Source organism: Inquilinus sp. OTU3971, from assembly GCF_038440215.1.
On sequence record NZ_JASATH010000002.1, the window covers coordinates 84,265 to 108,355 of the forward strand.

Consider the following 24,091-nt stretch of genomic DNA (forward strand, 5'->3'; position numbering starts at 1 on the left):
CACTGACTGATTGCGCCATGATCGCTTCGGCTGCCTCCGAACAGTCCGTCAACGTCGCTGTCGTCTATAACCCGCTGGAGCCGCGCGACCGGACGGTCGCGAAGCTCGTCTACCAGCCGTTCCTGACGCTGGCGGGGTATGTCGACGGTCTGCCGCCCCTCAATGAGTGGGCGGTCACGCTCAATGGCGAGCTGATCGAGAAGGACGCCTGGGGCACCACCTATGTGAAGCCCGAGGACTGGATCGTGTGCGTGCCCGTGCTGCTCGGCGGCGGGGGCAACATGGGCAAGACGATCCTGCGCATCGTAGCAATCGTCGCGGTCGCGGCCTTCGCCCAGTGGGCCTCGCCGTTTCTTGCAGCGGGCCTCGGCTTCGCAGGCAGCACGACCGCGATCGGCATCATCAGCGGCACCCTCACGGCCGTCGGCGGCCTTCTGGTCAACTCGCTGCTGCCGGCGCCCAAGCCGCCGGCGACGGACATGGGCGAGCAGGACAGCCCGACCTACGGCATCGACGGCGCCAAGATGACCGAGCGGGAAGGGGTGCCCGTCCCGCTGGTCTACGGACAGTTCAGGACGCCCGGCTATGTCTCCGCCCGGTTCGTGACCAACGAGGGCGACAACCAGTTCCTGCACATTCAGCAGGTGCTCTCCGAGGGCGTGATCGAGAGCATCGACGACATCGAGATCAACGGCCAGCCGTCGACGAACTACAGCGAGATCGAATTTGCGAAGCGGTTCGGTCTGGCCGACCAGGACCTGCCGTCCTGGTTCAATGACTCGCTGCGGCCGGTCCCGAAGAACATCCGCCTCACCACCGACTGGCTGACCCACCGGACGACCGCCGCGGTCGACGCCCTTCGCCTCGATGTGAATTTCCCTCGCGGGATCGCCAACATCGACATGAAGAAGGGCAAGAAGAGCAACTGGGAGGTTCAGCTCGAGGTCCGCTACCAGAAGGTCGGCGACACCACCTGGACCTCGCTGCCCGCGAGCTCCGTCCTGTTCGTGGACAAGCGGGCCGTCTCCATCCGGAAATCGATCCCGATCCCGGGCCTGGCCAACGCGCTCTACGACGTCCAGATCCGGCGGGCCGAAGCCGAGAAGTTCAACGACGACATCCTGAACGAGGTCTGGCTCTCGGACGTCAACGAGATCGACACCGAGGACGTCGCCTACAACTACACGGCCTATCTCGGCACCCGCGTCCGGGTGACCGACCAGCTGTCCGGCATCCCGACGATCACCGCCCTGGTGAAGGGCATCAAGGTGCCGCACTACGACGCCGACGGCCAGTTCCTCGGCCGCTGGTGGGACGACAACCCGGCCTGGATCACCCTCGACGTCATCACCAACCCGGTCTACGGCGCCGGCCGCGCGATCTCGCGCATCGACATCGCGCGCTTCGTCGAATGGGCCGAGTTCTGCACGGCCATGGGGCTGAAGTTCAACGGCGTCTTCGACACTATCCAGACGCTGTGGGACGCGCTGCAGCCCATTCTGCGCACCGGCCGCGCCCAGCTGCTGCCGATGGGCACGCGGCTGTCCCTGGCGATCGAGCGCGACGAGCCGCCGGTGATGATGTTCACCGTCGGCAACATCAAGAAGGGCACCTTCAAGCTCAACTGGCTGGGGCTGCAGGACCGCGCGAACGAGATCGAGGTCTCCTTCTACGACAAGGAGAAGGGCTTCGAGCGCAACACCGTTCGGGTCATCAACGACAAGGCGCTGCACCGCGGCGACCCGACCCGGTCGTCGAGCATCGAGCTCAAGGGCGTCACCGACTTCAAGCAGGCCTGGCTCGAGGGCAACCTGCAGATGGCGCTCAACCAGTATGTGCTGCAGACCGCCACCTGGGAATCGCCCATCGAGGCCATCGCCTGCACCGTGGGCGACGTCGTCATCGTGCAGCACGACATGCCCCAGTGGGGCTACGGCGGGCGCCTGGCCGCCGGCAGCACGACGACTGTCGTGCAGCTCGACCGGCCCGTCTCGCGCATCGCGGGGAAGACCTACCGCTTTTTCGCCATCCATGACGCGGTGAAGGTCGGCAGCGCGGTGAAGATCGTCGCGGTCAGCACCAACACGATCACCTTCACCGGCTCGACCTCGAAGGAGATCAAGCGGGTCATCGTCGGCGGCAAGGACTACGAGGTGCTTCGCCGCGGCGGCTCCGAGCTCTACATCGGCCCGCATGGCGTCAAGGTGAATGACCTGGCCGACCTGTGGGATACCGACGTCATCGACGAGGTCGGCGTTGCCAATGACGGGGTCGAGAACACCACGCTGACCCTGACGACGCCGCTGATGCAGGTCCCGGGCCAGTATTCCAACTGGATGTTCGGCGAGGTGCTGAAGGTCGCGAAGCCCTTCCGCATCAAGTCGGTCGACGGCGACACCGAGAGCCACGAACGCACTATCGCGGCCGTCGAATACAACGCCTCGGTCTACGCCGACCCCTTGAACCCGATCCCGACGCCGAACTACTCGGATCTGCCGCTGGGCTCGGCCCAGGTCACGGATCTCCGGATCGCCGAAGACTTCGTCATCACCGGCTCGGTCCGCCGGCCCTACATCGCCGTCAGCTGGGGCCAGCCGCAGCTGGGCGTCTACATGGGCGCCGATGTCTGGGTCTCGCGCGAGGGCGCTGCCTACGCGCTCGAGGGCACGGTCGGCGGCGCCTCCACCGGCTTCCGCTTCGAGGCAAACCAGGGCGACCAGATCGGCGTCAAGGTCGTCGCCTATGACGTCGACGGCGTGCGCGCCGACTGGGCGTTCGCCCCGGCGATCGAGTGGACGGTCGGCGGCATCGGCGATGGCGCGATCGACCCGCCGACCCTCGTGAAGGCCGAGGGCGGTATCCAGCAGATCAAGCTGTCCTGGAACAACGACGCCGTCACCTATCTGCGCGGCGTCGAGATCTGGACCAGCAGCCAGCCCAATCAGGCTACCGCGACCCGCCTGGCGCTGGTCTCGGCCGACAGCTACATCCTGTCGCCGGTGCCGCCGGGCGTGGACTTCTACTTCTGGCTCCGCTCGGTCACGACGAGCGGCGACTTCTCCACCTTCACGGGCATGGTCTCGGCCCGGGCCAAGAGCATCACCGGGGGCGATTTCGACATCACGCCGCCGGCCGTGCCGACCGGTCTCGCCTACACCACCGAGCTGACGGCCGACGGGCGCGCGAAGCTCGTCATGACCTGGGACAACCATCCCGAGGTCGACGTCGTCGGCTACGACGTCGCCGTGCGCCCGGATGCGAACGTCAATGGCTGGGTCTACGGCCAGACGACGCAGCCCGAGCTCGGCGGCCAGCCGCGTTTCGAGATCGTGGTTGACCGCGGGTCCATCAGCTGGCTGAAGATCCGCGCCTACGACCGGACGGCCAACAAGTCGAACTGGACCGTCGCCCTCAAGGCGACGGCGGCCAAGGACACCACGCCGCCGGCGCGGCCGACCAGTGTGACCGCGACGCCGGCCCTGCGCGCAATCTGGCTGTCCTGGACCAATCCGACCGACACCGACCTCTCGCACATCGAGGTCTTCGCCCAGACGACGAACGTTGCCCCGGCCGCGGGCGCTGTCGCGACTGACCTGGTGCAGGGCACGACCTTCATGCTGGGCGGCCTGGCGCAGGGCGATCGGCGCTACTTCTTCCTGCGCTCGGTCGACACCTCGGGCAACAAGAGCGCGTTCACCGCGGCGGTGCAGGCCGTTGTCGGCGGCATCGACGGGACCGACCTGGATCCAGGCGCCCCGACCGCGCCCGCCAACCTGGTGCTCACGGTCGAGCCGGTTGACACCGAGAAATCGAAGATCATCGCCGTCTGGGATCGGAACACCGAGAGCGACGTCGACCACTACGAGACCGCGATCCGCGATAGCGCGACGCCGACCGCCTATGTCTACGGCACGGCCGCCCAGCCCGAGGCCGGGCAGTCGCCGCGCATGGAGTGGGAGGTCCCCCGCGCGAAGTCCTACTACGTCAAGATCAAGGCGGTCGACTTCTTCGGCAACAAGTCGGGCTGGGGCACCGCGACGCTGATTGCCGTGCCGCGCGACACGACTCCGCCGGCGCAGCCGACCAACTTCGCCGCGACCGGGCTCTTCAAGTCGGTCTACCTGACCTGGACGAACCCGGCCGACGCCGATTTCTCGCACGTCGAGATCCTGACTAAGACCTACGGCTCGTCCGACCCGCTGCGCGTCATCGCGACCACGGCGCAGCCGGAGATCGTCATCACCGGGCTTGGCGCCAACGAGACCAACGTCTTCTGGCTGCGCTCCGTCGATACCAGCGGCAACCCGTCCTCCGCTCTGCAGCTGGCGACGCCCGTCGTGACCCTGCGCGCGGTCGCCGACGACATCGCCGACGCCCAGATCACCGCGGCGAAGATCGCGGCCGGCGCCGTCAACGCCGCCGCATTCGCCTCGAACATCGAGCCGATCCTGATCCAGGGGTCTGCACCGGTGGCGCCGCCGCAGCCCGGCACCCGCCCGCAGATTATCTTCAACACCGCCGATGGAAAGCTCTACCGGTGGAACGGCACTGCCTGGACCACGGCAGTGCCGACTGTCGACCTGACCGGTCAGGTCACCGGCACCCAGATCGCCGATGCCGCGATCCTGGCATCCAAGCTGGCCGACAACGCCGTGACGGTCGCGAAGATCATCGACGGCGCCATCATCGGCTCGAAGATCCAGGACGCCGCGGTTACGGCAGCCAAGATTGCTGCCGGTGTCGTCGACGCGACCAAGTTCGCCGCCGGCATCTCGCCCATTTCCGTTGTCTCGACCGCCCCGACCGCCAACCCCGGCACGGGCCCGAAGGTCGTCTTCAACACGACGGACGGCAAGCTCTACCGCTGGACCGGCACGGCCTGGACTACGTCCGTCCCGACCGTCGACCTGACAGGCCAGGTCACCGGGACGCAGCTGGCCGACGCCGCGGTTCTGGCCTCGAAGCTGGCCGACAATGCGGTGACCGTGGGCAAGATCGCCGACGGCGCCGTGATCGGAAGCAAGCTGCAGGACGGCGCCGTCACCGGGGCGAAGCTGGCCCAGGCCGCGGTCGACGCGACCAAGTTCGCCGCCGGCATCGAGCCGGTCTCCATCGTCGCGGCGCTGCCGAACCCGGCCGGCTACACCGGGCCCAAGGTCGTCCTGTTCGGCGGCAAGCTCTACCGCTACTCGGCCGGCGCCTGGAGCACCGCCGTGCCGGCTGCCGATGTCAGCGGCCAGATCGTCAGCACCCAGATCGCCGACGACGCCATCACCGCGGTCAAGGTCGCCACCGGCGCGATCGACACCGCCGCCCTCGCCGCCAACGCCGTCAGCACGGCCAAGATCGCCGACGGTGCCATCGCAGCTGGCAAGATCGCCGCGGGCGCTGTGGACGCCTCCAAGCTCGCGGACGGGGCTGTCTCGACCGCGAAGTTCGCCTCCGGCATCGAGCCCGTCCTGATCCAGGCGAGCCCGCCGGTCGCCGCACCGCAGCCCGGCGTGCGTCCGCAGATCATCTTCTCCCAGAGCAATGGCAAGCTCTACCGCTGGGACGGCGCCGCCTGGACGACGGCCGTGCCGTCGACGGACCTCACCGGCCAGATCACCTCGACCCAGATCACCGACAACGCCATCAGCACGCCGAAGCTGGCGGCCGGCGCCGTCACGGCCGGGATCCTGGCTGCCAATGCCGTGACCGCTGGCAAGATCGCCGCCGACGCGGTGACCGCCGGCACCATCGCCGCCGCGGCCATTTCCGCTCGCGAGATCGCGGCCGGCGCGGTCAGTGCGACCAAGCTCTCGATCGGGTCCTGGGACAACCTGGTCAACGACCCCGAGTTCACCTTCGGCGGCGCGGACTGGAACCTCGGCAACTGGTCGATCATCGACACGCCCTACTCGGGGTCGGCCAGCTCGAAGGTGGCGACTGTCGCGGGCAGCACGGCGAACCAGCACATCGCCTCGGCCATGATCGAGGTGTCGCCGGGCGATCAGTATTACGTCGAGGCGGACGCGATTTCGACGTCGGACGCCAACGGCGCGTTCGCGCTCTACGCCTTCTTCTACGACAAGAACGGAACCAACCTCGGGCTGGCCCCCACCTACAGCGGTGACGCCGCGCTGTTCGGGCCGCAGACCGCGTGGGTCAAGCGCAAGGGCGTGTTCACGATGCCGGCGAACGTCCGCTCGATGCGGGTCGCGCCCTTGGTCTACGGCATCGCCAGCCCGGCGGGGTCGTGGCGTCTGTCGAAGCTCTACGTCCGCAAGCTGACCGGCACCGTCCTGATCGAGGATGGCGCGATCACCGCGGACAAGCTGGTCGCGAACGCGGTCACCGCCGGCAAGGTCGCGGCCGACGCCATCACCACGCGAGAGCTGGCCGCCGGCTCTGTCACCGCGGCCAACATCTCCGCCCTGGCCGTGATCTCGGACAAGATCGCCGCGAGCGCCATCACGGCCGACAAGATCGCCACCAACGCGGTGACCGCCGACAAGATCACGGCCGGCTCGATCACGACGGCCAAGCTCGCCACGGGGGCAGTGACCGCCGACACGATCGCCGCCAATGCGATCACGACGGTGAAGATCGCCACCGGCGCCGTCACGGCCAACGAGCTGGCTGCCAACAGCGTCGTCGCTGGGAAGATCGCTGCAGCTGCCGTCTCGACCGACCAGCTCGCGGCGAACGCGATCACGACCGACAAGCTGGCCGCCAACGCGATCACGGCCTCGAAGCTGGCCATCGGCACGTTCGACAACCTGGTGCCGGACCCGGTGTTCGCGGAGGGCGGTGCAGGCTACACCCTCAACGGCTGGGTTGTCGTTGACACGCCGGCTGCCGCTGACCTGGGCGTCATCCCCATCAGCTCCAAGATCGCCCGCGGCACGCCGATGGCGAGCAACCGGCACCTGATGACGCCGACGTGGGACGTCGCCCCGGGCGAGAAATACCTGGTCGAGGTTGAGGCGGTCTCCACCGTCGACATCAATGCGCCGCTCACCAGCTACATTCAGCTCTGGAAGGGTGACGGGTCCACTGCCGCTGCCACGACCGGGACCGGGACGGTCAGCCTGGCCTCGGCGTCCGCGGGCGCATGGCGGAAGCTCTCCGTCACGGTCACGATCCCGGCCGACGTGCGCCGGATGCGAGCCGCTCCCTACGTCGTGGCCAACGCTTCGGGTGCCGGCACCTGGTATATCGGCCGGGTCTACGCCCGGAAGATCGCCGGCTCGACCCTGATCGAAGATGGCGCGATCACGACCGACAAGGTCGTTGCGGGTGCCATCACCGCCAACGAGCTGGCGACGAACTCGGTCACCACCGCGAAGATCAACGCCGGGGCGGTGACCGCCAACGAGTTGGCTGTCGGCGCCGTCACCGCCGACAAGCTGTCGGCCAACAGCGTGATCGCTGGCAAGATCGCGGCTGGCGCGGTCTCCACCAACGAGCTGGCGGCCAACTCGATCACCTCTGGGAAGCTGCAGGCGAACAGCGTCACCGCTGGCGCCATCGCCGCGGGCGCGGTGAGCGCAACCCAGCTCGCCGCCGGAGCCATCACCACCGACAAGATCGCAGCCGGTGCCGTCGTCGCCGACAAGCTGGCGGTGGGGACGGTCAGCCAGAACCTGACACAGAACGGCGGCACCGAGATCGAGCCGACCGACACGGCCGGCTGGTATGTCTTCGCCGGTGCGGGAACCCTGACCACGATCGCGACGTCGCTCGCCGACATGGGCACTCGGCGCTTCGACCTGGCCGGACCGCAGGTTGCCGCCGCCTGCCGCCCGTTCCCGGTGAAACCGGGTGCGAAATACAGGGTGCAGTTCGACGCGGCGGCCACCTCGGCAGGCTCGACCGCTGGCCGCTATGCCCGCCTGATTTGGTGGAAGAGCGACCTTCCGGCCACCGGCCGCATCCCGGATACGAGCAACGGCGTGGCCGCGCTGATTGGTCCGGAGAACGGCGTCTGGAGCACGGCCGTCCAGCACTTCGACACCACGGTGACGGCGCCGGCCGACGTGAAGTGGGCGACCTTCGCGATCTACAACTGGATCAATGGCCCGACGAACCTCGCCTTCGACAACGTCGATGTGCGGGCAGACCAGCCGGCCGTGCTGATCCAGGACGGCTCGATCATCGGCTCCTCCATCGTCGCCCAGACGATCACGGCCGACCAGCTCGCCGCGAACTCGGTGACGACCGCCAAGATCAACGCCGGCGCCGTCACGGCGACCGAACTGGCGGCGGGATCGGTCCTCGCCGACAAGCTGGCCGCGAACAGCGTCATCGCCGGGAAGATCGCGACCGGGGCCGTCACCGCCGAGACCATCGCGGCGAACGCCGTGACCGCCGGCAAGCTGGCGGCCAATGCCGTGACCGCGGGGACTATCGCCGCCGGCGCGGTGTCCACCTCGCAGCTCGCCGCCGGCGCCGTCAGCGCGGACAAGATCGCCGCGGGCGCCATCACGACGCGCGAGCTGGCGGTCGGCACCTTCGACAACTTGGTCGTGGATCCCGTCTTCTTGAATGGCGGCGCGGGGTGGAGCCTGGCCGGCGTTTGGTCGATCATCAACTCGCCGTTCACCGACTCGGCGAGCACGAAGGTCGCGAGCACTGCCACCGGCACCACCAACCGGCACCTCGGGCCTGCCTCGATCGAGGTCGCGCCCAACGAGCAGTATTTCGTCGAGATCATGGCGCGCGCGTCTTCGGACGCCAATGGCGGCCTCTTCTCCTACATCATCTTCTACGACAAGGACGGGACTCAGCTCACTGCCGTCGCCGGAACCGGCACCAGCCAGCTCTCGCCGTCGACGACCTGGCAGTATATCCGCGTGTCCGTCACGGTGCCCGCGAACGCGCGCCTGATGTGGATCCGGCCCTATGCGCAGGCGCAGTCATCGCCGGCCGGGTCTTGGTATGTCTCGCGCTTCTATTGCTCGCGGAAGTCGTCCAGCGTGCTGATCGAGGACGGCGCAGTGACGGCGTCGAAGATCACGGCCGACCAGCTCTACGCCAAGATCGTCGCGGTCGAGGGCAACGCCTTCATCAAGTCGGCGCATATCGAGTCCCTCTCCGCGGCGCAGCTGACCGCCGGGACGGCGCTGGCCGGTTCCATCACCGTCGGCGGCAAGGCTCTGACCGCGATCTCCTCGGATGCTGCCACCGGCGCCCAGGACCCGGTCGGCCGCATCAATGCGGGCACCACCCAGATCGACCCCGGCAAGGTCACTATTTCGGGTGCGACCAAGCTGTCGGACTGGCGCTTCGGCGGCGACACCACCCAGATCAATGGCGGCGCCGTCGCGGCCAACACGATCACGGCCAACAAGGTGGAGATCGGCGTCCGCGGCGTGTCCGTCGAGAACATCCAGTTCAACTACGCGCCGGTGCCGAGCAGCTCGAACTGGACCCTGACCTGGACGGGCGGGTTCATCGCCTATGTCGACGACACGGGAGTGCGCGCGACCTCGACGATTCCCGCCAACTCCACGGGGGCGACCTGGACAGCCGGCACGGTGATCTACGTGTTCTGGATCAAGGGCGCGTCGAGCATCAATTTCACCACGACGCCGGCCACCGCCTTCCAGTCGGATCGCGTCGTGCTTTGCGCCTACCGGGGCGGGTCGAACATCGTGTCGAGCTTCGGCAAGACGATGATCGACGGCGACTCGATCCGGACCGGCACGATCACCGCGGCCCAGCTCACCGTGGCCAACGCGGTGATCACGGCGACGGCGCAGATCCAGGACGCGGTCATCACCTCGGCCAAGATCGCGTCGCTCGACGCCGCCAAGCTGACCGCCGGAACCGCCCTCGCGGGCTCGATCACGGTCAGCGGCAAGGCTCTGACCACCATCAGCGGCGAGGCCGCTCTGGGGGCGTCCGATCCGGCGGCTCGCATCAATGGCGCCGGCACGCTCATCGATCCGGGCAAGATCTGGGTCGCCGCCGGCCAGAAGACGCTGGCCGACTGGCGCTACGGGCCGGACGCGACCCTGATCGACGGCGGCAACATCGCGGCCAACACCATCAAGGCCAACAAGATCGACGTTGGCCTGCGCGGCGTCACGACTGAGGTGCAGTTCTCGACCGACCCCGGCTCCAACCGCGTCTTCTGGTCCGGCGGCTGGGTCATCTGGACGAACGCCAGCGGTCAAGCGTCCTCGAAATGGGTGAACGGCGGTCAGGCGCAGTTCACCGGGGCCAATGCCCTGATCATGGTCTGGCCCGAGGGTGCGGACTACATCGTGGCGACGGACGAAGCCAACGCGATGCAGCTCAGCAACCACGTCATCCTGGCGCGGTATGTCGGCGGCACCAACCTGACGACGAACTGGGGCCGGACGATCATCGACGGGTCGGAGATCCGGACGGGCTCTGTTCGCGCCTCGCAGCTCGTCCAGACCGAGAACCTGATCACCAACTCGGCCCAGATCGGCAACCTTACTGTGGGGTCGATCCACGTCCAGGACGGCTCGCTCTCGTCGACCACCAGCGTAGCCCCTGGTGACCAGAGCGGGATCGACCTGAACGCGCGGCGGATCGCCGACATCGCGTTCGGGCCCTACAGCAACAGCAGCCGCTGGCTCTTCTCCATGTCCTTCATCTGCAATGTGGAGAACAGCAACCAGGCGAACTTCGTCATCTACCGGGCCGTCAACGGCGCCGCCTCGGAGATCCGCCGGTTCAAGATCCAGTGCTTCGACCAGGGCAACTTCATTTGCCCGCAGATCATCGAGAGTGGATGGGGCGGGCAGTGGGTGTCCTATCACGTCGACTGCATCGCCGATAACGGCGGCGACAAAGTCGTCTGCCGCAACATCGTGGCCTCCATCACGGAGCTGAAGAAGTGAGCACGTCCGATCCGAATGAGCCCGTGCTGTTCCTGGTCTACGCTCCGTCCGACGGACGGATCGTGGCCAATGGAGCGGCCGCGCGCGGCGTCGCCGAGAAGCAGGCGCTCTATCTCGAGGATCGAGCAGTCCTGATCGTGGACGACCAGGCCGACCCGGAGACGATGTGTATCGTGGAGGGCGCCGTCGAGGCCCGGCCGAGCCTGCCCGAGTTCGACCAGACCGAGATCGCGGCCGACGACACCGATGTCGCCACGATCTCCGGCCTGCCGGACCCCTGCACCGTCATCGTCGACGGGGTCGCGCATGCCATTGAGGGCGGCTCGCTGGCGCTCTCGAGCCCCATGCCGGCCACCTACGTCGTCGAGATCAAGCACTGGCCCTACAAGGAGGCGCGCTATGAGATTGTCGCTCGCTAAGGACCTCGAGCCGCTGCGCACCGCGGCGCGGGCCAAGATCGACGCCGAGGCCGAGGCCCTGCGGCTGCGCTACATCACGCCGGGCGAGGGCCAGGCCATGGTCTACCAGCAGAAGGCGGCCGAGGCTGAGGTCGTCGTGTCGCTGCCGATCGGCGAGGCAGCCAAGACCGACTTCCCGGTCCTGGCGGCCGAGATCGGGCCGACGGTGCCGCCGACGGAGAACGAGGATGCGGATCTTCGGGCGGCGGCCCAGGTAGTGCTGAACATGCGCGCCATGTGGGCCGGAATCGCCGCCGCGATCGAGGCGCTGCGGCTTACGGCAAAGAATGCCGTCGCGGCCGGCGGAACGCCGGCCGAGATCGAAGCTGCCAGCAATGTCTCCTGGCCGTGAAGCGCGCTTGCTCCAAAGAGCGCTAGCGACCGGCCAGGCGCGAATGTTAGAATAAGTCATCACTGACTGAGTGGTGACGCCATGACCGAGGCCTCTGATGACCGCCTCTCCGTCATGCGTGCCGAGTTTTCGGCCCGCATGGCGGCTGTTGAGGACTGCCTCGGCCGCCTGACCACGGCTGTCGAGCGCCTTTCTGACAACCGCGAACGCATCCTCGTCCTCGAGACCCGCTTCGAGGTCGAACTCTCGCATATCCGCTCGGAGCAGGCGGCGATCCGCAAGCTTCTGGAAGATGGCGCCAAGGCCGACAGCGAGCGCGATCGGTCCCTGACCAGGCTGCAGCTGATCGCCGGCGCCGCGCTCTTCGTCGCCGGGGCGGTCATGGCCAGCCTCCTCAAGAAAATCCTGCCGGGAGCCTTCTGATGCGCCTGCTGCGCCTCCTGAACCTGCTGGAGCCGGGCAAGCCGGTCATCAGCATCACCAAGGTCTCGATGTGGCTCTCGCTCCTGACGGTCGAGGGCCTGGTCGTGACCTACGTCCTCGGCTACCTGCTGGGTAGCGAGCCGCTCGACATCGTGCCGATCATCGCCGCCGTCGGCACCTTCTTCCTGACCACGGTCGCCTACGCCTGGCGCCGCTTCGTGGCGTGGCAGACCGGCTGCCCGGGGCTGAAGCCGGACCCGGAGGAAGGGAGGGCGTCGTGATCGAGCTTCTCTCCACCATCACCTGGGTCCGGGACAACTGGAAACTCGTTCTCGCGGGCGCTGGGGCGCTCCTCGTCGCTGGGGCTGTCGCGTATCACGTCTTTCGCGTGGACTCGCTAGACGACGCTCTGAGCGCGTCCCAGCATGCGCTGCAGATCGAGCAGGGCGCTCGCATCGTCGCTGAGCAGACGATCGCGGATCTCGAGGCCCAGCATCGGCAGATGATCGCCCGGCAGACGGCCCTGGTTCACCGCAACCAGCTCGCCGGCGCCGAGATCGCCCAACTGACCCGCGACATCACCAACCTCCAGCTCGAAAGGGGCCTCAATGAGGATCCGGATCAGAGCGCTGATGCTCTCAATGCCCTTGCTAGCCGCTCTAACCGCCTGCTCGAGCGCTCCACCGTCATTGCAGGTGGTGCCGCACCAGCTGGAGATGCTGCACCCTGAGCCGCCGGCGCCAGTGCAGCTCACCGACGAGACCTGGGAAGCCTGCCAGACGCCCAAGGGTCCGCGGCTCTGCATCACTGCAGCCGACGCCGAGGCCCTGATGAAGAACCGCGCCGAGCTGGCGCGCTGGGCCGCCGGCGTGAGCAATCTGATCCGCTTCTACCGCGGCGATCAGTAACGCGGTCGCATTCACGGCGCCGGCCTCTTCGGCCCATGGGCATCACCGGCCGTTGCCAGCGCTCACCTACTTTTCTTGGATTCTGTGGAGGGAGAAACGGCGGACCGTCCGCGTTCTCTGAAGAGCGGACCGGCTTCGGCGGCGGGCGCTGGAGCAGCATAGGGTTGGGCTCGCACATTCTGTGGCCACGCCAACGCAAGTTTTTCTCTCGATACTCCGTTGAAGTCGAGAAATACTCCCAATATTGATTTCGCCCCAAGGAGTAACTGATCGAACGATGGTAATTCTACCGCATACGATGCCTCCGCTAGCTGACGAGCAACGTCGAATAAGCCGTCGGAGACGGCGCCTCTTGTAACATATTCGGCAATGATTTCCGCTGGTATCCGCTCCGCTTCGCTATAGAAACCATACTCAACTTGCTTGGCAACCGCGGAGCCATTTTCCGCATACTTTCGGACAAGCCCCAACGCGCCTCGAATCGTGGGTATTGTTCCTCCTGCATCAGTTTGACCAAACCGGATGCTATTGGTGACAGATTCTCTCCGTTCCTCAATTGGACGAAAGATTTGTTCCGCCAACATATAATCCAGGCTTATCGTCACAAGAGCAGCGGTGAAGAAGCAAAGCCTAACCGCGATGTTGGATTGAACGGAACCTGGTTGCGATAAAACTGCCTGCTCAGCAAAAAAGAGGTTGGCCGCAAGGCATCTATTGGTTGAATGCACACCCATTCCAGATAAAAGGGCCGTTCGCGCCTCATAAAGAGCTTGCCGCCACTCACTCGATCTACGTTGCTCATCAACGGCTTTCACCGCCTCATCGAACTCTGTCGAGCTTAGCTGATTAGATGCCTTCAGCTGCTCGTCCCGGATCAGTTCGCCGATTCCATCACCGTCCAGAAGCATGACATTCAAGGCCCGTGCCAGTCTGCGCGAGCCAATACGCTTGTCGGTAGTTGCGACAATAGCGCCATCCACGCCCAGTGCGGACTGAAGCCCCTTCGTCCAGATCAGGCGCTCCGAAGCCCTTGGTGATTTGCGGTTCTTGACGTCGACTATCAATCGACGGCGCGTGGAAGCGCCCGGCCGCTCGTAGAGCCAGAGATCGATGTCGGTGACGTCGTCTCCATCCACCCGGAACGGAACCCCTCGCACCACGAAATATCCGGCCCGCCAAAAGTAGGCCTTTAGGGTGTCTTCCAGATCCAAACCCTTCGCTCCCGGCCGTGAGGGCGTCATCAGAATGTCCCCGTCGTTCGCAGGGCTTGCAGAACATCTTCGGTCATCCGCTTGCTGGCTGGCACCTGCTTCTGGCGCAGGTCTGCCCGGGTCTTTTCCGGACCGGTGTAGTCAGTCATCCGCCCAGGCAAAGGTCGATCGATCGCATTGGTCGACGCGGCCTCTCCCCTGGTGAGCACCTGGAGCGCCATCTCACCTATGTCGCGCTTCAGCAACCTCATCCTATATCCGTATCGCTCTCCCTTGGTCACCTGGATCACACCCTTCGTCTCCAACACTCTGTAGTCCTCACCGATCGCCGTAGCTGGACCGATTTCGTCGCCCAGGGTAAGCCTTCGCAGCAGCGCTCCAATATCCTGAATCCTACCTCGTCCCGCAGTGCTCTGTGACATGCCATAGGACAGCGCGGCCACGAGGGCCTTTGCCAGATCGAACGCGTCATCCGCCATCGGATCGTTGAACTTGTGGAACGCAGCCGGCCGCGTAACGAATCCAAACTCGCCCGAGGGATTCGCCACCAAATTAACGTCATACATCCCCGCCGATCGCAGCTTCTCAAAAAGCTGAACGCCAAGAATTCTCTCCGATTCTTCGAAACCTATACACCCGACGGCGGCAAGGCGGCTATCAAGATCGGTCACCTTTAGTTGGTCAGCGGTAGATAATGATTGAAGCACTCGGTTGACTTTATTTATATTGTCTCGGCGAAATACGTTTCCATTAAAATACAGCTTGTCGCTGTTCTTTCCTTCTGCATCGACAAATCCAACCATCTCGGACCTGATCAGAAAGTCATTGACCACTTGTTTAGGCAATTTGAATTCGTCCGAGATAAATTCCCCAGTCCGGCTATGGGGAACAGGAGCAGCCGAAGCAAGCTCTGCAATCGCAATCGCGGCTCGTTCCTCCTGGGTAGGTTCCTGCTCCTCAAAAATATAGGCAGCGTGCTGGACTGTTGCTGCGCTCGAAAGTCCCACAACGCTCACGTCGCCAGCCGTTGACACGTCTATGACGCGTCTGCGCTCCAGCACTCGCAGGAGTTCGGGCAATTCTGTGCGCGGATTGAGTCCCGCGGCTCTGGCCAAAGCGGCAACCTTTTTTGTGCCGATCGCCACTTCGTCGGAGGCCGCAAGCTGGGATAGAAGAGAGGCCGCCTTGCCAGCCGCGTCCAATGCTGGAAATTCGGACGAACCATTAATCGTCGCTGATGTTTTCTTGCCGTGATGCACCACCCAGGCGCCCTTCGCGCCGAGATGAATACCGTCATAAAATTGGCTCATGTCGTGAAAATCCTCCCGGTCAGCTTGCCGCCGACTCGCCCAATCGTATCGGCAAGGCCGGTTACGCGGCGAGTCCGATTCGCGTGAAGGCTCCAAGCGAATTCGCGGAACCAAAAATGGGATAGGATGGATCAGTCATTACTGACTATAATGAAGGATGATCACGAGATATGGAGGTAGCCCAGTCCCTTGCTTCCACCTTCCGGCAGCCCTCCTCTTTCGTGAGACACATGGCCAAGAAATTCGACATCCGCGCCAGGCGCGACCGTTCCAGCGACCGTTCCAAGAACATCCTTCCCCTCGTCGACCAGAACCAGCCCCGTATCCGCCGGGCCGCCCAGGAGCCGCTCAAGGCCCTGACCATGGCACAGAGCGAATACATGGCCGAGATCCTCGGCCGGACGCTCACCTTCGGCCTCGGGCCGGCCGGCACCGGCAAGACCTATGTCTGCGGTCGCCTTGCTGCCAAGGCCCTTCAGAACTGCGACACCGACAAGCTGATCATCACTCGTCCGGCGGTCGAAGCCGGCGAGAGCCTGGGCTTTCTGCCCGGCGAGCTGGATGAGAAGTTCGAGCCGTTCTTCGCGCCGTTCCGCGACGTGCTCGAGGAGGCGCTCGGCGCCGGCCATGTGCAGGGCATGATCGCCGCCGGCCGCATCGAGGCGCTGCCCCTGGCGCATATGCGCGGCCACACCTTCAAGCACGCCTGGGTGATCCTCGACGAGGCCCAGAACACGACCCCGGCGCAGATGAAGCTGTTCCTGACCCGCATCGGCCAGAACGCCAAGGTCATCATCAACGGCGACCTGTCGCAGAAGGATATCCCGGGCTGCAGCGGTCTCCTGGATGCGATCGAGCGGCTCGCCGGGCTCGAGGACATGGCGATCGTCGAATTCAGCGACGCGGACATCGTGCGGTCTGGCATCGTGCAGCGCATCGTCGAGCGGTATCGCTATAACAACGACGATGCAGACGATAGCGACGGCGTGAAGAGGTATCTCCGCGTCGCCTGACGCGGGGATCCATGGCACACGACGCTCACACCGAAGCCGCGCTTGGCCGTTTCATTGGCGATGATCTCGACCGGGACACGCTCGATGAACTCCAGGCGCGGCACATTTCCCAGAAGTTCTCGTCGGTGGAGCGCGAGTTGTTCGGCCGGAAGTGGTTCGACTACCGCTTCATGCACCCGACCACGGCCACCTACTTCTTCGCGGACTGCTACAAGAGCGCGGTGCGGGACGCCTACCGGACCTTCGTCGACGCGGGAACGGCTGAGGACCGCAAAGGGCTCCAGAAGGACGATATGTTCGAGCTGGGGTCGCGCGGCATCACCGGCATCTGGCGGGCGCGGCAGCACGCGGACCTCTACGGCGTGCCCTATCGGTTCTGGTGCCGAAAGGCCCTCGGCGCGATCTACCAGGCCGGCTGGTTCTCCTGGCCCGGCCGCCCGAAGTGGATGCAGGTGCCGATGCCGCAGAACCTCTACGGCGATGTGGCGGTGCCGGCGGTCTGCGAGGCCTGGTCGGAGGAGACGAGCTCCCGCCTGATCGCCGCCGCCGACGCGCGCTACGGGCTCGAGGCGTTCCAGGGCAATCCGCACCAGGTCGCTCACGAGGCCTGGCTGGTGGCGCAGCTGCGCAAGCGTGCCCGGCCCGAGTTCCTGCTGGCCCGCCTGATCCATGTCGACCGGACCCTGCGCGAGGAGACCGCCCGCGCCGAGTTCGGCCCCGAACTGGTCGCCAAGGCGGCCGAAATTCATCGCGTGTAGTAAGTCAGAACTGACTATAACAGCGACGCAACGAACGAGGTTCTGATGTCCCGTCCCACCCTGCATCTCCAAGACCGCTCGGCCCCGACGCGCACCGTTGAGTTCCGCGATCGTCGTCCTCGGCCGCCGCGCCCGCACCGCGAGAAGCGCTGGAGCCACCAGGACGACCTGACGGCCGCCATCGGCAAGAAGGTGAGTGCGTTCGCGACCGGCAATCTCATCGTCGACGGGCGTCTGCTGGCTGCCGACCAGTTCACCGTCAAGATCGACTATGTGGACCCGGCCGACGAGATCAGCGGCCCGACCGTCTTCTTCAAGCACGCCATTGTGGGCTTCCGTATCCTCGAGGACTGACCATGTCGACCGCTGCGGTCAGCAAGGTCTACGAGTTCGACGAGACCTTCCAGAGCAAGATTGCCGCCCTTGTGGTGCGGGACACGGTCTTCTGCCAGCGCTCCGAAGGGCTGGTGAAGCCGGAGTTCTTCCTGAACCAGGCAGAGGCCTGCCTGGTCAACATCGGCCTGAGCTACTACGAGCGCTACCGGAAGGCGCCGGATCGCACCGTCTTCGTGAAGCTGTTCAAGGACGCGCTCACGGACAAGCGGATCCCGGCGTCGATCGCGCCGGAGGCCCGCGACAAGGTCGTGGCGCTCTTCAAGACCGACGTCTCCGACCGCGACTACATCGTGGACGAGGTCGCGACCTTCGCCAAGCACCAGGCCGTCGCCGAAGCGATCTACAACTCGGTCGACCTGCTGGAGAAGCGTGACTTCACCAAGATCGAGAAGTCCATGCGGGTCGCCCTCGACACCGGGTCGATGGGCGATTTCGGCGCCTACGACTATTTCGAGGAGATCGCGAGCCGGACCGAGGAGCGTCTCGACAAGCTCGCCGGCAAGGCCCCGCCGCGCGGCATCCCGACCGGCGTCAGGGCGCTCGACTGCGAGCTGATGCACGAGGGCTTCGGCCGCAAGGAGCTGACGGTGTTCATGGGCGGCCCGAAGTCGGGCAAGACCATGGCGCTGGTCAACTTCGCCAAAGCGGCGTCGCTGCAGGGCTACAACGTCCTCTACGTCACCCTCGAGGTGGCGGCCCGGATCATCGGCGAGCGTCTCGACGCCAGCTTCTCCGAGGTCGCGCTCAAGGGCCTGAAGGACAAGATCCGCGACGTCGAGAGCAAGATCCTCGACCTGCAGAAGCGGGCCGGCGCGCTCAAGATCCACGAGTTCCCGACGGGCTCGATGAAGCCATCGGACCTCCGCCGGCTGATCTCGTTCTACCAGGCTCGCGGACTGATGTTCGACATCGTGTTCGTGGACTACGGGGACATCATGGCCCCGGAGTTCCGGACCGACAACCCGATCGAGAACAGCAAGTCCATCTACGTCGACCTGCGCGGCATCGCCGTCGCCGAAAACATCGCCGTCGTCACCGCGACCCAAACCAATCGCGAGGGCGCCAAGGCCGCCACGGCGAAGATGGAGCACGCGGCCGAGGACTTCAACAAGGTCCGCATCGCCGATCTCCTGGTCTCGATCAACGCGACCGACGACGAGCGCGCCATGAACGAGGCCCGGCTGTTCTTCGCCGCCTCGCGCAACCAGGCGGGCAACTTCACGCTTCGGATCAAGCAGGATCTGGAGAAGGCGCAGTTCCTGATCCGCGTGCTGGCCAAGGAATAGCGATCCCGCGCTTGCGGGAAAGGGAGAGTGCGCGAATGAGCGCTGAGTTCGACGAGGCACTGGATGCCCTCGACATGGAGTTCCTGTGCGACCATGAGGGCATCGATTACAAGATCACCCACGGCTCCAGCGGGCAGCAGCTGCACCTGAAGGAGTGCCCGTTCTGCGGCAACTCGAAGTGGAAGACCTACGCGAACCTGGAGACGGGTCGCGGCAACTGCTTCGTGTGCAGCACCGGCTTCAACAAGTGGTCGTTCATCCGGGCGCATCTCGGCGACCCGACCGTGGCCGGCGTGCGCGATTTCGTGCGCCAGGTCGTGCGGGCGCAGGGCTGGCGGCCGAAGCGCCGCATCGCGGTTGCGGTCGACGAGACCACGATCAAGCTGCCGCTCTCCTTCCCGCTGCCGACCGAGGATGGCCAGAACCTCGTCTACCTGGAGCGCCGCGGCATCACCGCGGAGCTCGCGGGCTATTTCCGGCTGCGCTTCTGCGCCGATGACTGGTGGCGCTACATCCGGGACGACGGCAAGCCCGGCGGCCAGAACTTCGGCAACCGGGTGATCATCCCGGTCTACAACCTCGACGGCGAGCTGGTGACCTTCCAGGGCCGCGACATCCTCGGCACCAGCGACCGCAAATACCTCTTCCCGATGAAGCTGCCGGCGACCGGCCGCTTCCTCTACAACGGCCAGAACGCCCGGCGCGCCAAGCGCGCGGTGATGGGCGAAGGCGCCTTCGACGTGATCGCGCTCAAGGCCGCGGTCGACGAGGACGAGGCGCTGCGGGACATCGTGCCGATCGGCTCCTTCGGCAAGCATCTGAGTTACGGCAGCGCCGATGGCGTCGACCAGCTCGGCCAGTTGCTCGCCCTCAAGCGCGGGGGCCTCGAGGAGGTCATCATCTGCTGGGACGGCGAGGTCGAGGCGCTCGAGGCGGCGATCGAGGCCGCCCTCCGCATCGGCAATGTCGGTCTGCTGGCCCGGGTGGCGCTCTTGCCCAAGGACAAGGACCCGAACGAGGTCGCGCCGGCGATCAGCCGCGAGGCGATCTACAAGGCGATCCTGATCGACCGTCACTCGGCCACGCGGCTGCGGCTCAAGAATCCATATCGATAAGTCAGCAATGAGTGTGTGACCCTGTCGCGTCGTCGCTATAATCAAGAAGACAGCGACGAGGGGCGGAAGATGTAATGACAACCGTCAAGAAAATATCGATGCCGCATAATGGCGGCACGAAGGAATACCACATTCTCAGCGTTGTAGACGAGACCGCCGGTCGAGGCGTCGTCATCACGCGCTGGGGCAAGGCCGGCGCCTGGGGACAGTGCGAAGCCAAGAACTTTGAGAACGACGACGGCTTCACACTCGGAAGCATTGTCGACGATTACTTCTCCCAGCGCATGCGTGACAAGGAGACTCGCGGCTACAAGCGGCCGCCTCGAGGCGTCGAGGAGCTGTCATACGCCAGCCTCGGCGACGAGGCACTGCGGAAGTCGCTCATGGGCTATGAGCGGAAAATTCCGGAAGCGATGGCTTGGCTCTATGGCGGCGCGTCCGACGCCGCCACCGCAAGCCCGGGGGCCGAGACCGACCCGGTGCCCGAGAACGTCGACGCCGCCACGAAATCCAATCCTCTGTGGGGAACCTGGTGATGAGCACGCCGCACGGCTACGAGGTGATGCGCTCCCTGTCGCCCGCGAACGAGCTGACCTTCGTCTGCCCGATCTTCGAGCGCGAGGTCGAGTTCCGCGACTGCGCCCGGCAGCATGAAGCGAACATGTGCGGCAAGCGCGACCAGGTCGAGCCTGGCTGCGCCGCCTGCATGGCCGCGAACAAGTGCCCGGTCCGGCACATGCTGCAGGAGGAATGGATCGAGCGCCGCACGATCTATTTCAGCGCCGAGCCGCGCCAGGCCAGGCTGAGCGCCCGCGTCTGGGATCGGATCAAGTCGGTGCTGATCCCGGAATTCATCCTGAAGCGCTTCCCGGTCCCCGACCCCGACCTCGCGGCCATCAACGCCTGCAACGAGGCCGCGGTGCCCGCCGGCGCCTCCAGCGACGCTCCGACGCGCTCTAAGGGCCGCCGGGCGGGCAAGGCCCCTGCGCCCCGCACGACGGCGCGCGGGGTCGCCGACGCCGCCCCTGCGGCCGACACGACGAGCTACGCGGACGTCATCACCCGGATGGCGGCAAAGGAGACGGCGCCCAGCGCGCCGAAGCCCGCACCCAAGCCGCCGGCGGCCGCCGCGGCACCCGTCACACCGGCCGCGCCCGCGCAGCCGAAGACCAACCCGACGCCGACGAGCGGCAAGTCGCTCCTCGCGCTCGCCCTCGAAATGAAGCGTAAGAAGGGAGCTGTGTCCGCCTGATGCGCGACTTCCAGATCACCGCCGTCCTCGACGATATCGCCGCCTCCTCGAGCCCGAAGGAGAAGGTCGAGATCCTCTCCAGGTTCAAGGACAACGAGGCGTTCAAGCAGTTCCTCGTCCGGACCTACAACCCCTACATCACCTATGGCGTCACGCCCCCGAAGGTGGAGTCGGCCGGCAAGATGCAGTTGACGCCCGAGAGCAAGGCGTGGGTCGTGCTCGACATGCTGGCCGAGCGGAAGCTCACCGGCAACGCGGCCAGGGAGACGGTGCTCGAGCTCCTGCTCGACATGACGCCGGAGAGCGGCCGGATCTTCACCGCGATCCTCGCCCATGATGTGCGTGCCGGCTTCACAGCGAACTCGATCAACAAGGCGATCCCGGACCTGATCCCGGTCTTCGCCATGATGCGGGCCCACAGTTTCGAGCCGAAGCGCATCAAGTCGTGGCCGGTCGCCGCCGAGCCCAAGCTCGACGGCTGGCGCGTGATCGCGTTCGTGGACGAGAAGGTCGTCTTCTACACGCGCGGCGGGAACGAGATCACGACGCTCGAATCCCTGAAGCCGGAATTCGGTAAGCTGCGGGCCGAACTGATCAAGATGGGTGGCCCCGGCCGCTTCGTGATGGACGGCGAGGTCATGTCCGGCGCGTTCAACGAGACCAGCAGCGTGGTCCGCCGGAAGAACGAGCAGGCCGAGGACGCCGTCTTCCATGCGTTCGACCTGGTGTCGGCGGCCTATTTCATCGACGGGACGAAGACGGAGACCCCGGTCTACTGCAAGCGCCGGCCGATGCTGGAGCGCCTCGTGACCGCCGTCGGCAGCGATCGGGTCAAGCTGGTCCCGCGCTACCTGGTCAACAGCCTCGAGGAGATCGAGGAGCTCTACGGGAAGGTGCGCGCCCGTGGCCTGGAAGGGCTGATCGTCAAGGATCTGGACGCGCCCTACGAGAAGAAGAAGTCCTACCACTGGCTCAAGATCAAGGCGGAGGAGACCGTCGACGCCAGGATCACCGGCGCCTACGAGGGCGAGGGCAAATACGAGGGCATGCTGGGCGGCGTGCTGGTCGATGTCGACGGGGTCGAGGTCGGGGTTGGCGGCGGGATCTCCGACGAGCAGCGCCGCGAGTTCTGGGACGCCTGGCTCCGCGACAAGCTCAAGATGGAGAACGAGCCGGAGCTGGCCGACCTCCCGGGTGAGCTGGAGCTGGTCGGCCGCATGGTCGAGGTCAACTATCACGAGAAGACGCCCGACGGCTCGCTGCGCCACCCCCGCTTCGTGCGGTTCCGCGACGACAAGGCCGACGAGGTGCCCGACGCCGAGCCCGAGCTCGAGGAGGCAGCTTGATGCGCCTGTTCATCCCCACGATCGGCGACCAACTGGAGCTCGCCGCGGACTGGACGTTCGCCCTTCACGCCGAGCGCCGCAACTGGAACGTCCGCTTACCGTGGTGAGGTGGCCCGGATCATCTTCGAGACGTTGCGTGACGCTCGGCGCCCGATGACGACGGACGAACCGACGATGCACGTCATGGCCACACGCGACCTGAACACGTCAGACAAGCCGCTGCTGAAGACGGTCGCGAAGCGCGTCGGGTCGTGCCTGCGGCACTATAGGAGCAAGGGGGTGATTCGGTCCGCGACCGATACAAACAATCGAAAGTTATGGTCGGCCGGATAATCGGATATTCAGAGATCGCACGCCCAATCTCGTAAGTCATTGATATTGAGTCGTTTTTTGTCTAGCAGATTCCGTTGAAGAATCAATGGGTTATCTGTTGACTTGTTCTGATACCCCCGGTAGGATTCGAACCTACACAGCCCTGTGAGGTCGGGACCTCTTCGGGCAGCGGTGCTGATAACACCGCCGCGTCTTACCAGTTGCGCCACAGGGGCCAAGAACAAACCAAAAGGGCTTCTACAGGGGAGTACTCCGGGCGGGATTCGAACCCACATGATCGCCTCGCGGACTGACCGGCCGAGTCGCAGTCGGCTGTGTATGCCAATTTCACCACCGGAGCATCGACGCCAGCGGCCCTAATCGCTGGCGTTTTCTTTTACAGGCGCTAGTCGCCCTCCTGGCGCCTCCCGCCTTCGTGGTCATCCAATTCGTCGCCGGTCTCGATGCCGAAGCCATAGCCGGCAACATGGTATCGACCACGGTCGACTCGCACCAACTTCCCTTCCCGCATCAGATAGCCCAGCACGTTGTGGATCTGCTTGGGCTCGGCCTGGATGCCATTCCGCTGGAGGGCGGTTTGCACGGCCGGGGCGGTCCATTCGGCACCCGGCGATTTCTCGAACAGCTTGACCACATTGTCGAAAACCAACGTCCCACGACTGTGTCGGCGTTCCTGACGGCGCGCATCAATCTCTGGCGCGACGCCTGGTCGTCTATCCTGCGGCAGAACATTGATCAGCGCGGCGATGGCGCGAGAGATGCGATCTACCTCAGCATCTGCGACGACGACTCGCTGCCGCGCCTCTGCCGCTTGCGTCCTGGCTTGCTCCAGTCGCACGGTCAACTCTGACAGCGCAGCACCGATTGGCCCGGTGTCTTTGCCGGGCGAGCCTTGATCGGCTCCAGTGCTAACCCATCTCTCTGTGGATGAATCTGACATTCTGACCAGAGCGTAGAGCAATCCAACTGTCTGCGCAATATCAGAATAATTCGTCGGACATTTTTGAATCATCCTTTCCGAAGTTTCGCGGAAAACCTATGATTTCCGTAAGGTGCGTTTGCTACCTAATG

General features: G+C 65.3%; 18 protein-coding genes and 2 tRNA genes. 15 read left to right on the forward strand and 5 right to left on the reverse strand.

What is annotated here, in order from left to right; genetic code table 11:
• Positions 1-17 precede the first annotated feature (17 nt).
• The 7 genes from AAHM41_RS01155 to AAHM41_RS01185 all read left to right on the forward strand — a co-directional run bounded on the left by AAHM41_RS01155 (position 18) and on the right by AAHM41_RS01185 (position 13,000).
• On the forward strand, positions 18-10,859 hold the full coding sequence (locus AAHM41_RS01155; RefSeq protein ID WP_342234659.1) for a host specificity factor TipJ family phage tail protein: 10,842 nt from the start codon (positions 18-20) through the stop codon (positions 10,857-10,859).
• Positions 10,856-11,278: a hypothetical protein gene (locus AAHM41_RS01160; RefSeq protein WP_342234660.1), complete on the forward strand. Its 423-nt coding sequence runs from the start codon at positions 10,856-10,858 to the stop codon at positions 11,276-11,278. Before AAHM41_RS01155 ends, AAHM41_RS01160 begins: the two co-directional genes overlap by 4 nt.
• Positions 11,259-11,669, forward strand: coding sequence for a hypothetical protein (locus tag AAHM41_RS01165; RefSeq protein WP_342234661.1), 411 nt, complete (start codon positions 11,259-11,261; stop codon positions 11,667-11,669). The genes AAHM41_RS01160 and AAHM41_RS01165 overlap by 20 nt, the downstream gene beginning before the upstream one ends.
• An 81-nt stretch (positions 11,670-11,750) precedes the next feature.
• Entirely contained in the window at positions 11,751-12,092 is a 342-nt protein-coding gene (locus tag AAHM41_RS01170) for a hypothetical protein (RefSeq protein WP_342234662.1), read from the forward strand.
• A complete protein-coding gene (locus tag AAHM41_RS01175) occupies positions 12,092-12,373 on the forward strand; it encodes a hypothetical protein (RefSeq protein ID WP_342234663.1) in 282 nt (93 codons plus the stop codon). Before AAHM41_RS01170 ends, AAHM41_RS01175 begins: the two co-directional genes overlap by 1 nt.
• Positions 12,370-12,822, forward strand: a complete 453-nt coding sequence (locus AAHM41_RS01180; RefSeq protein ID WP_342234664.1) for a hypothetical protein — start codon at positions 12,370-12,372, stop codon at positions 12,820-12,822. The genes AAHM41_RS01175 and AAHM41_RS01180 overlap by 4 nt, the downstream gene beginning before the upstream one ends.
• Before the next feature lie 13 nt (positions 12,823-12,835).
• Entirely contained in the window at positions 12,836-13,000 is a 165-nt protein-coding gene (locus AAHM41_RS01185; protein WP_342234665.1) for a hypothetical protein, read from the forward strand.
• A gap of 62 nt (positions 13,001-13,062) precedes the next feature.
• On the opposite strand, the gene AAHM41_RS01190 is transcribed toward AAHM41_RS01185, so the two are convergent.
• Positions 13,063-14,211, reverse strand: a complete 1,149-nt coding sequence (locus AAHM41_RS01190; protein ID WP_342234666.1) for a hypothetical protein — start codon at positions 14,209-14,211, stop codon at positions 13,063-13,065.
• 29 nt (positions 14,212-14,240) lie between these two features.
• Positions 14,241-15,521, reverse strand: a complete 1,281-nt coding sequence (locus AAHM41_RS01195; protein ID WP_342234667.1) for a hypothetical protein — start codon at positions 15,519-15,521, stop codon at positions 14,241-14,243.
• A gap of 230 nt (positions 15,522-15,751) precedes the next feature.
• On the opposite strand from AAHM41_RS01195, the gene AAHM41_RS01200 reads away from it, so the two are divergent.
• The 8 genes from AAHM41_RS01200 to AAHM41_RS01235 all read left to right on the forward strand — a co-directional run bounded on the left by AAHM41_RS01200 (position 15,752) and on the right by AAHM41_RS01235 (position 22,687).
• The gene (locus AAHM41_RS01200; protein ID WP_342234668.1) at positions 15,752-16,534 is read left to right on the forward strand and encodes a PhoH family protein; all 783 of its coding nucleotides are present in this window, start codon (positions 15,752-15,754) and stop codon (positions 16,532-16,534) included.
• A gap of 11 nt (positions 16,535-16,545) precedes the next feature.
• Positions 16,546-17,292, forward strand: coding sequence for a hypothetical protein (locus tag AAHM41_RS01205; protein ID WP_342234669.1), 747 nt, complete (start codon positions 16,546-16,548; stop codon positions 17,290-17,292).
• A gap of 45 nt (positions 17,293-17,337) precedes the next feature.
• Complete coding sequence (locus AAHM41_RS01210; protein ID WP_342234670.1) at positions 17,338-17,646, forward strand: hypothetical protein; 309 nt, start codon at positions 17,338-17,340, stop codon at positions 17,644-17,646.
• Positions 17,647-17,648: 2 nt separating this feature from the next.
• A complete protein-coding gene (locus AAHM41_RS01215) occupies positions 17,649-18,974 on the forward strand; it encodes a DnaB-like helicase C-terminal domain-containing protein (protein WP_342234671.1) in 1,326 nt (441 codons plus the stop codon).
• Between the two features lie 35 nt (positions 18,975-19,009).
• On the forward strand, positions 19,010-20,089 hold the full coding sequence (locus AAHM41_RS01220) for a toprim domain-containing protein (RefSeq protein WP_342234672.1): 1,080 nt from the start codon (positions 19,010-19,012) through the stop codon (positions 20,087-20,089).
• A 74-nt stretch (positions 20,090-20,163) separates the two neighbouring features.
• On the forward strand, positions 20,164-20,625 hold the full coding sequence (locus AAHM41_RS01225; RefSeq protein WP_342234673.1) for a WGR domain-containing protein: 462 nt from the start codon (positions 20,164-20,166) through the stop codon (positions 20,623-20,625).
• Complete coding sequence (locus tag AAHM41_RS01230) at positions 20,625-21,341, forward strand: hypothetical protein (protein ID WP_342234674.1); 717 nt, start codon at positions 20,625-20,627, stop codon at positions 21,339-21,341. Before AAHM41_RS01225 ends, AAHM41_RS01230 begins: the two co-directional genes overlap by 1 nt.
• The gene (locus AAHM41_RS01235) at positions 21,341-22,687 is read left to right on the forward strand and encodes an ATP-dependent DNA ligase (RefSeq protein WP_342234675.1); all 1,347 of its coding nucleotides are present in this window, start codon (positions 21,341-21,343) and stop codon (positions 22,685-22,687) included. Before AAHM41_RS01230 ends, AAHM41_RS01235 begins: the two co-directional genes overlap by 1 nt.
• A 444-nt stretch (positions 22,688-23,131) precedes the next feature.
• Here AAHM41_RS01235 and AAHM41_RS01240 read toward each other — a convergent pair.
• The 3 genes from AAHM41_RS01240 to AAHM41_RS01250 all read right to left on the reverse strand — a co-directional run bounded on the left by AAHM41_RS01240 (position 23,132) and on the right by AAHM41_RS01250 (position 23,864).
• Positions 23,132-23,235 (reverse strand) — tRNA-Asp (locus tag AAHM41_RS01240).
• Between the two features lie 33 nt (positions 23,236-23,268).
• A tRNA-Arg gene (locus AAHM41_RS01245) sits at positions 23,269-23,360 on the reverse strand.
• Positions 23,361-23,405: 45 nt separating this feature from the next.
• Positions 23,406-23,864, reverse strand: coding sequence for a hypothetical protein (locus AAHM41_RS01250; protein WP_342234676.1), 459 nt, complete (start codon positions 23,862-23,864; stop codon positions 23,406-23,408).
• Positions 23,865-24,091: the final 227 nt, after the last annotated feature.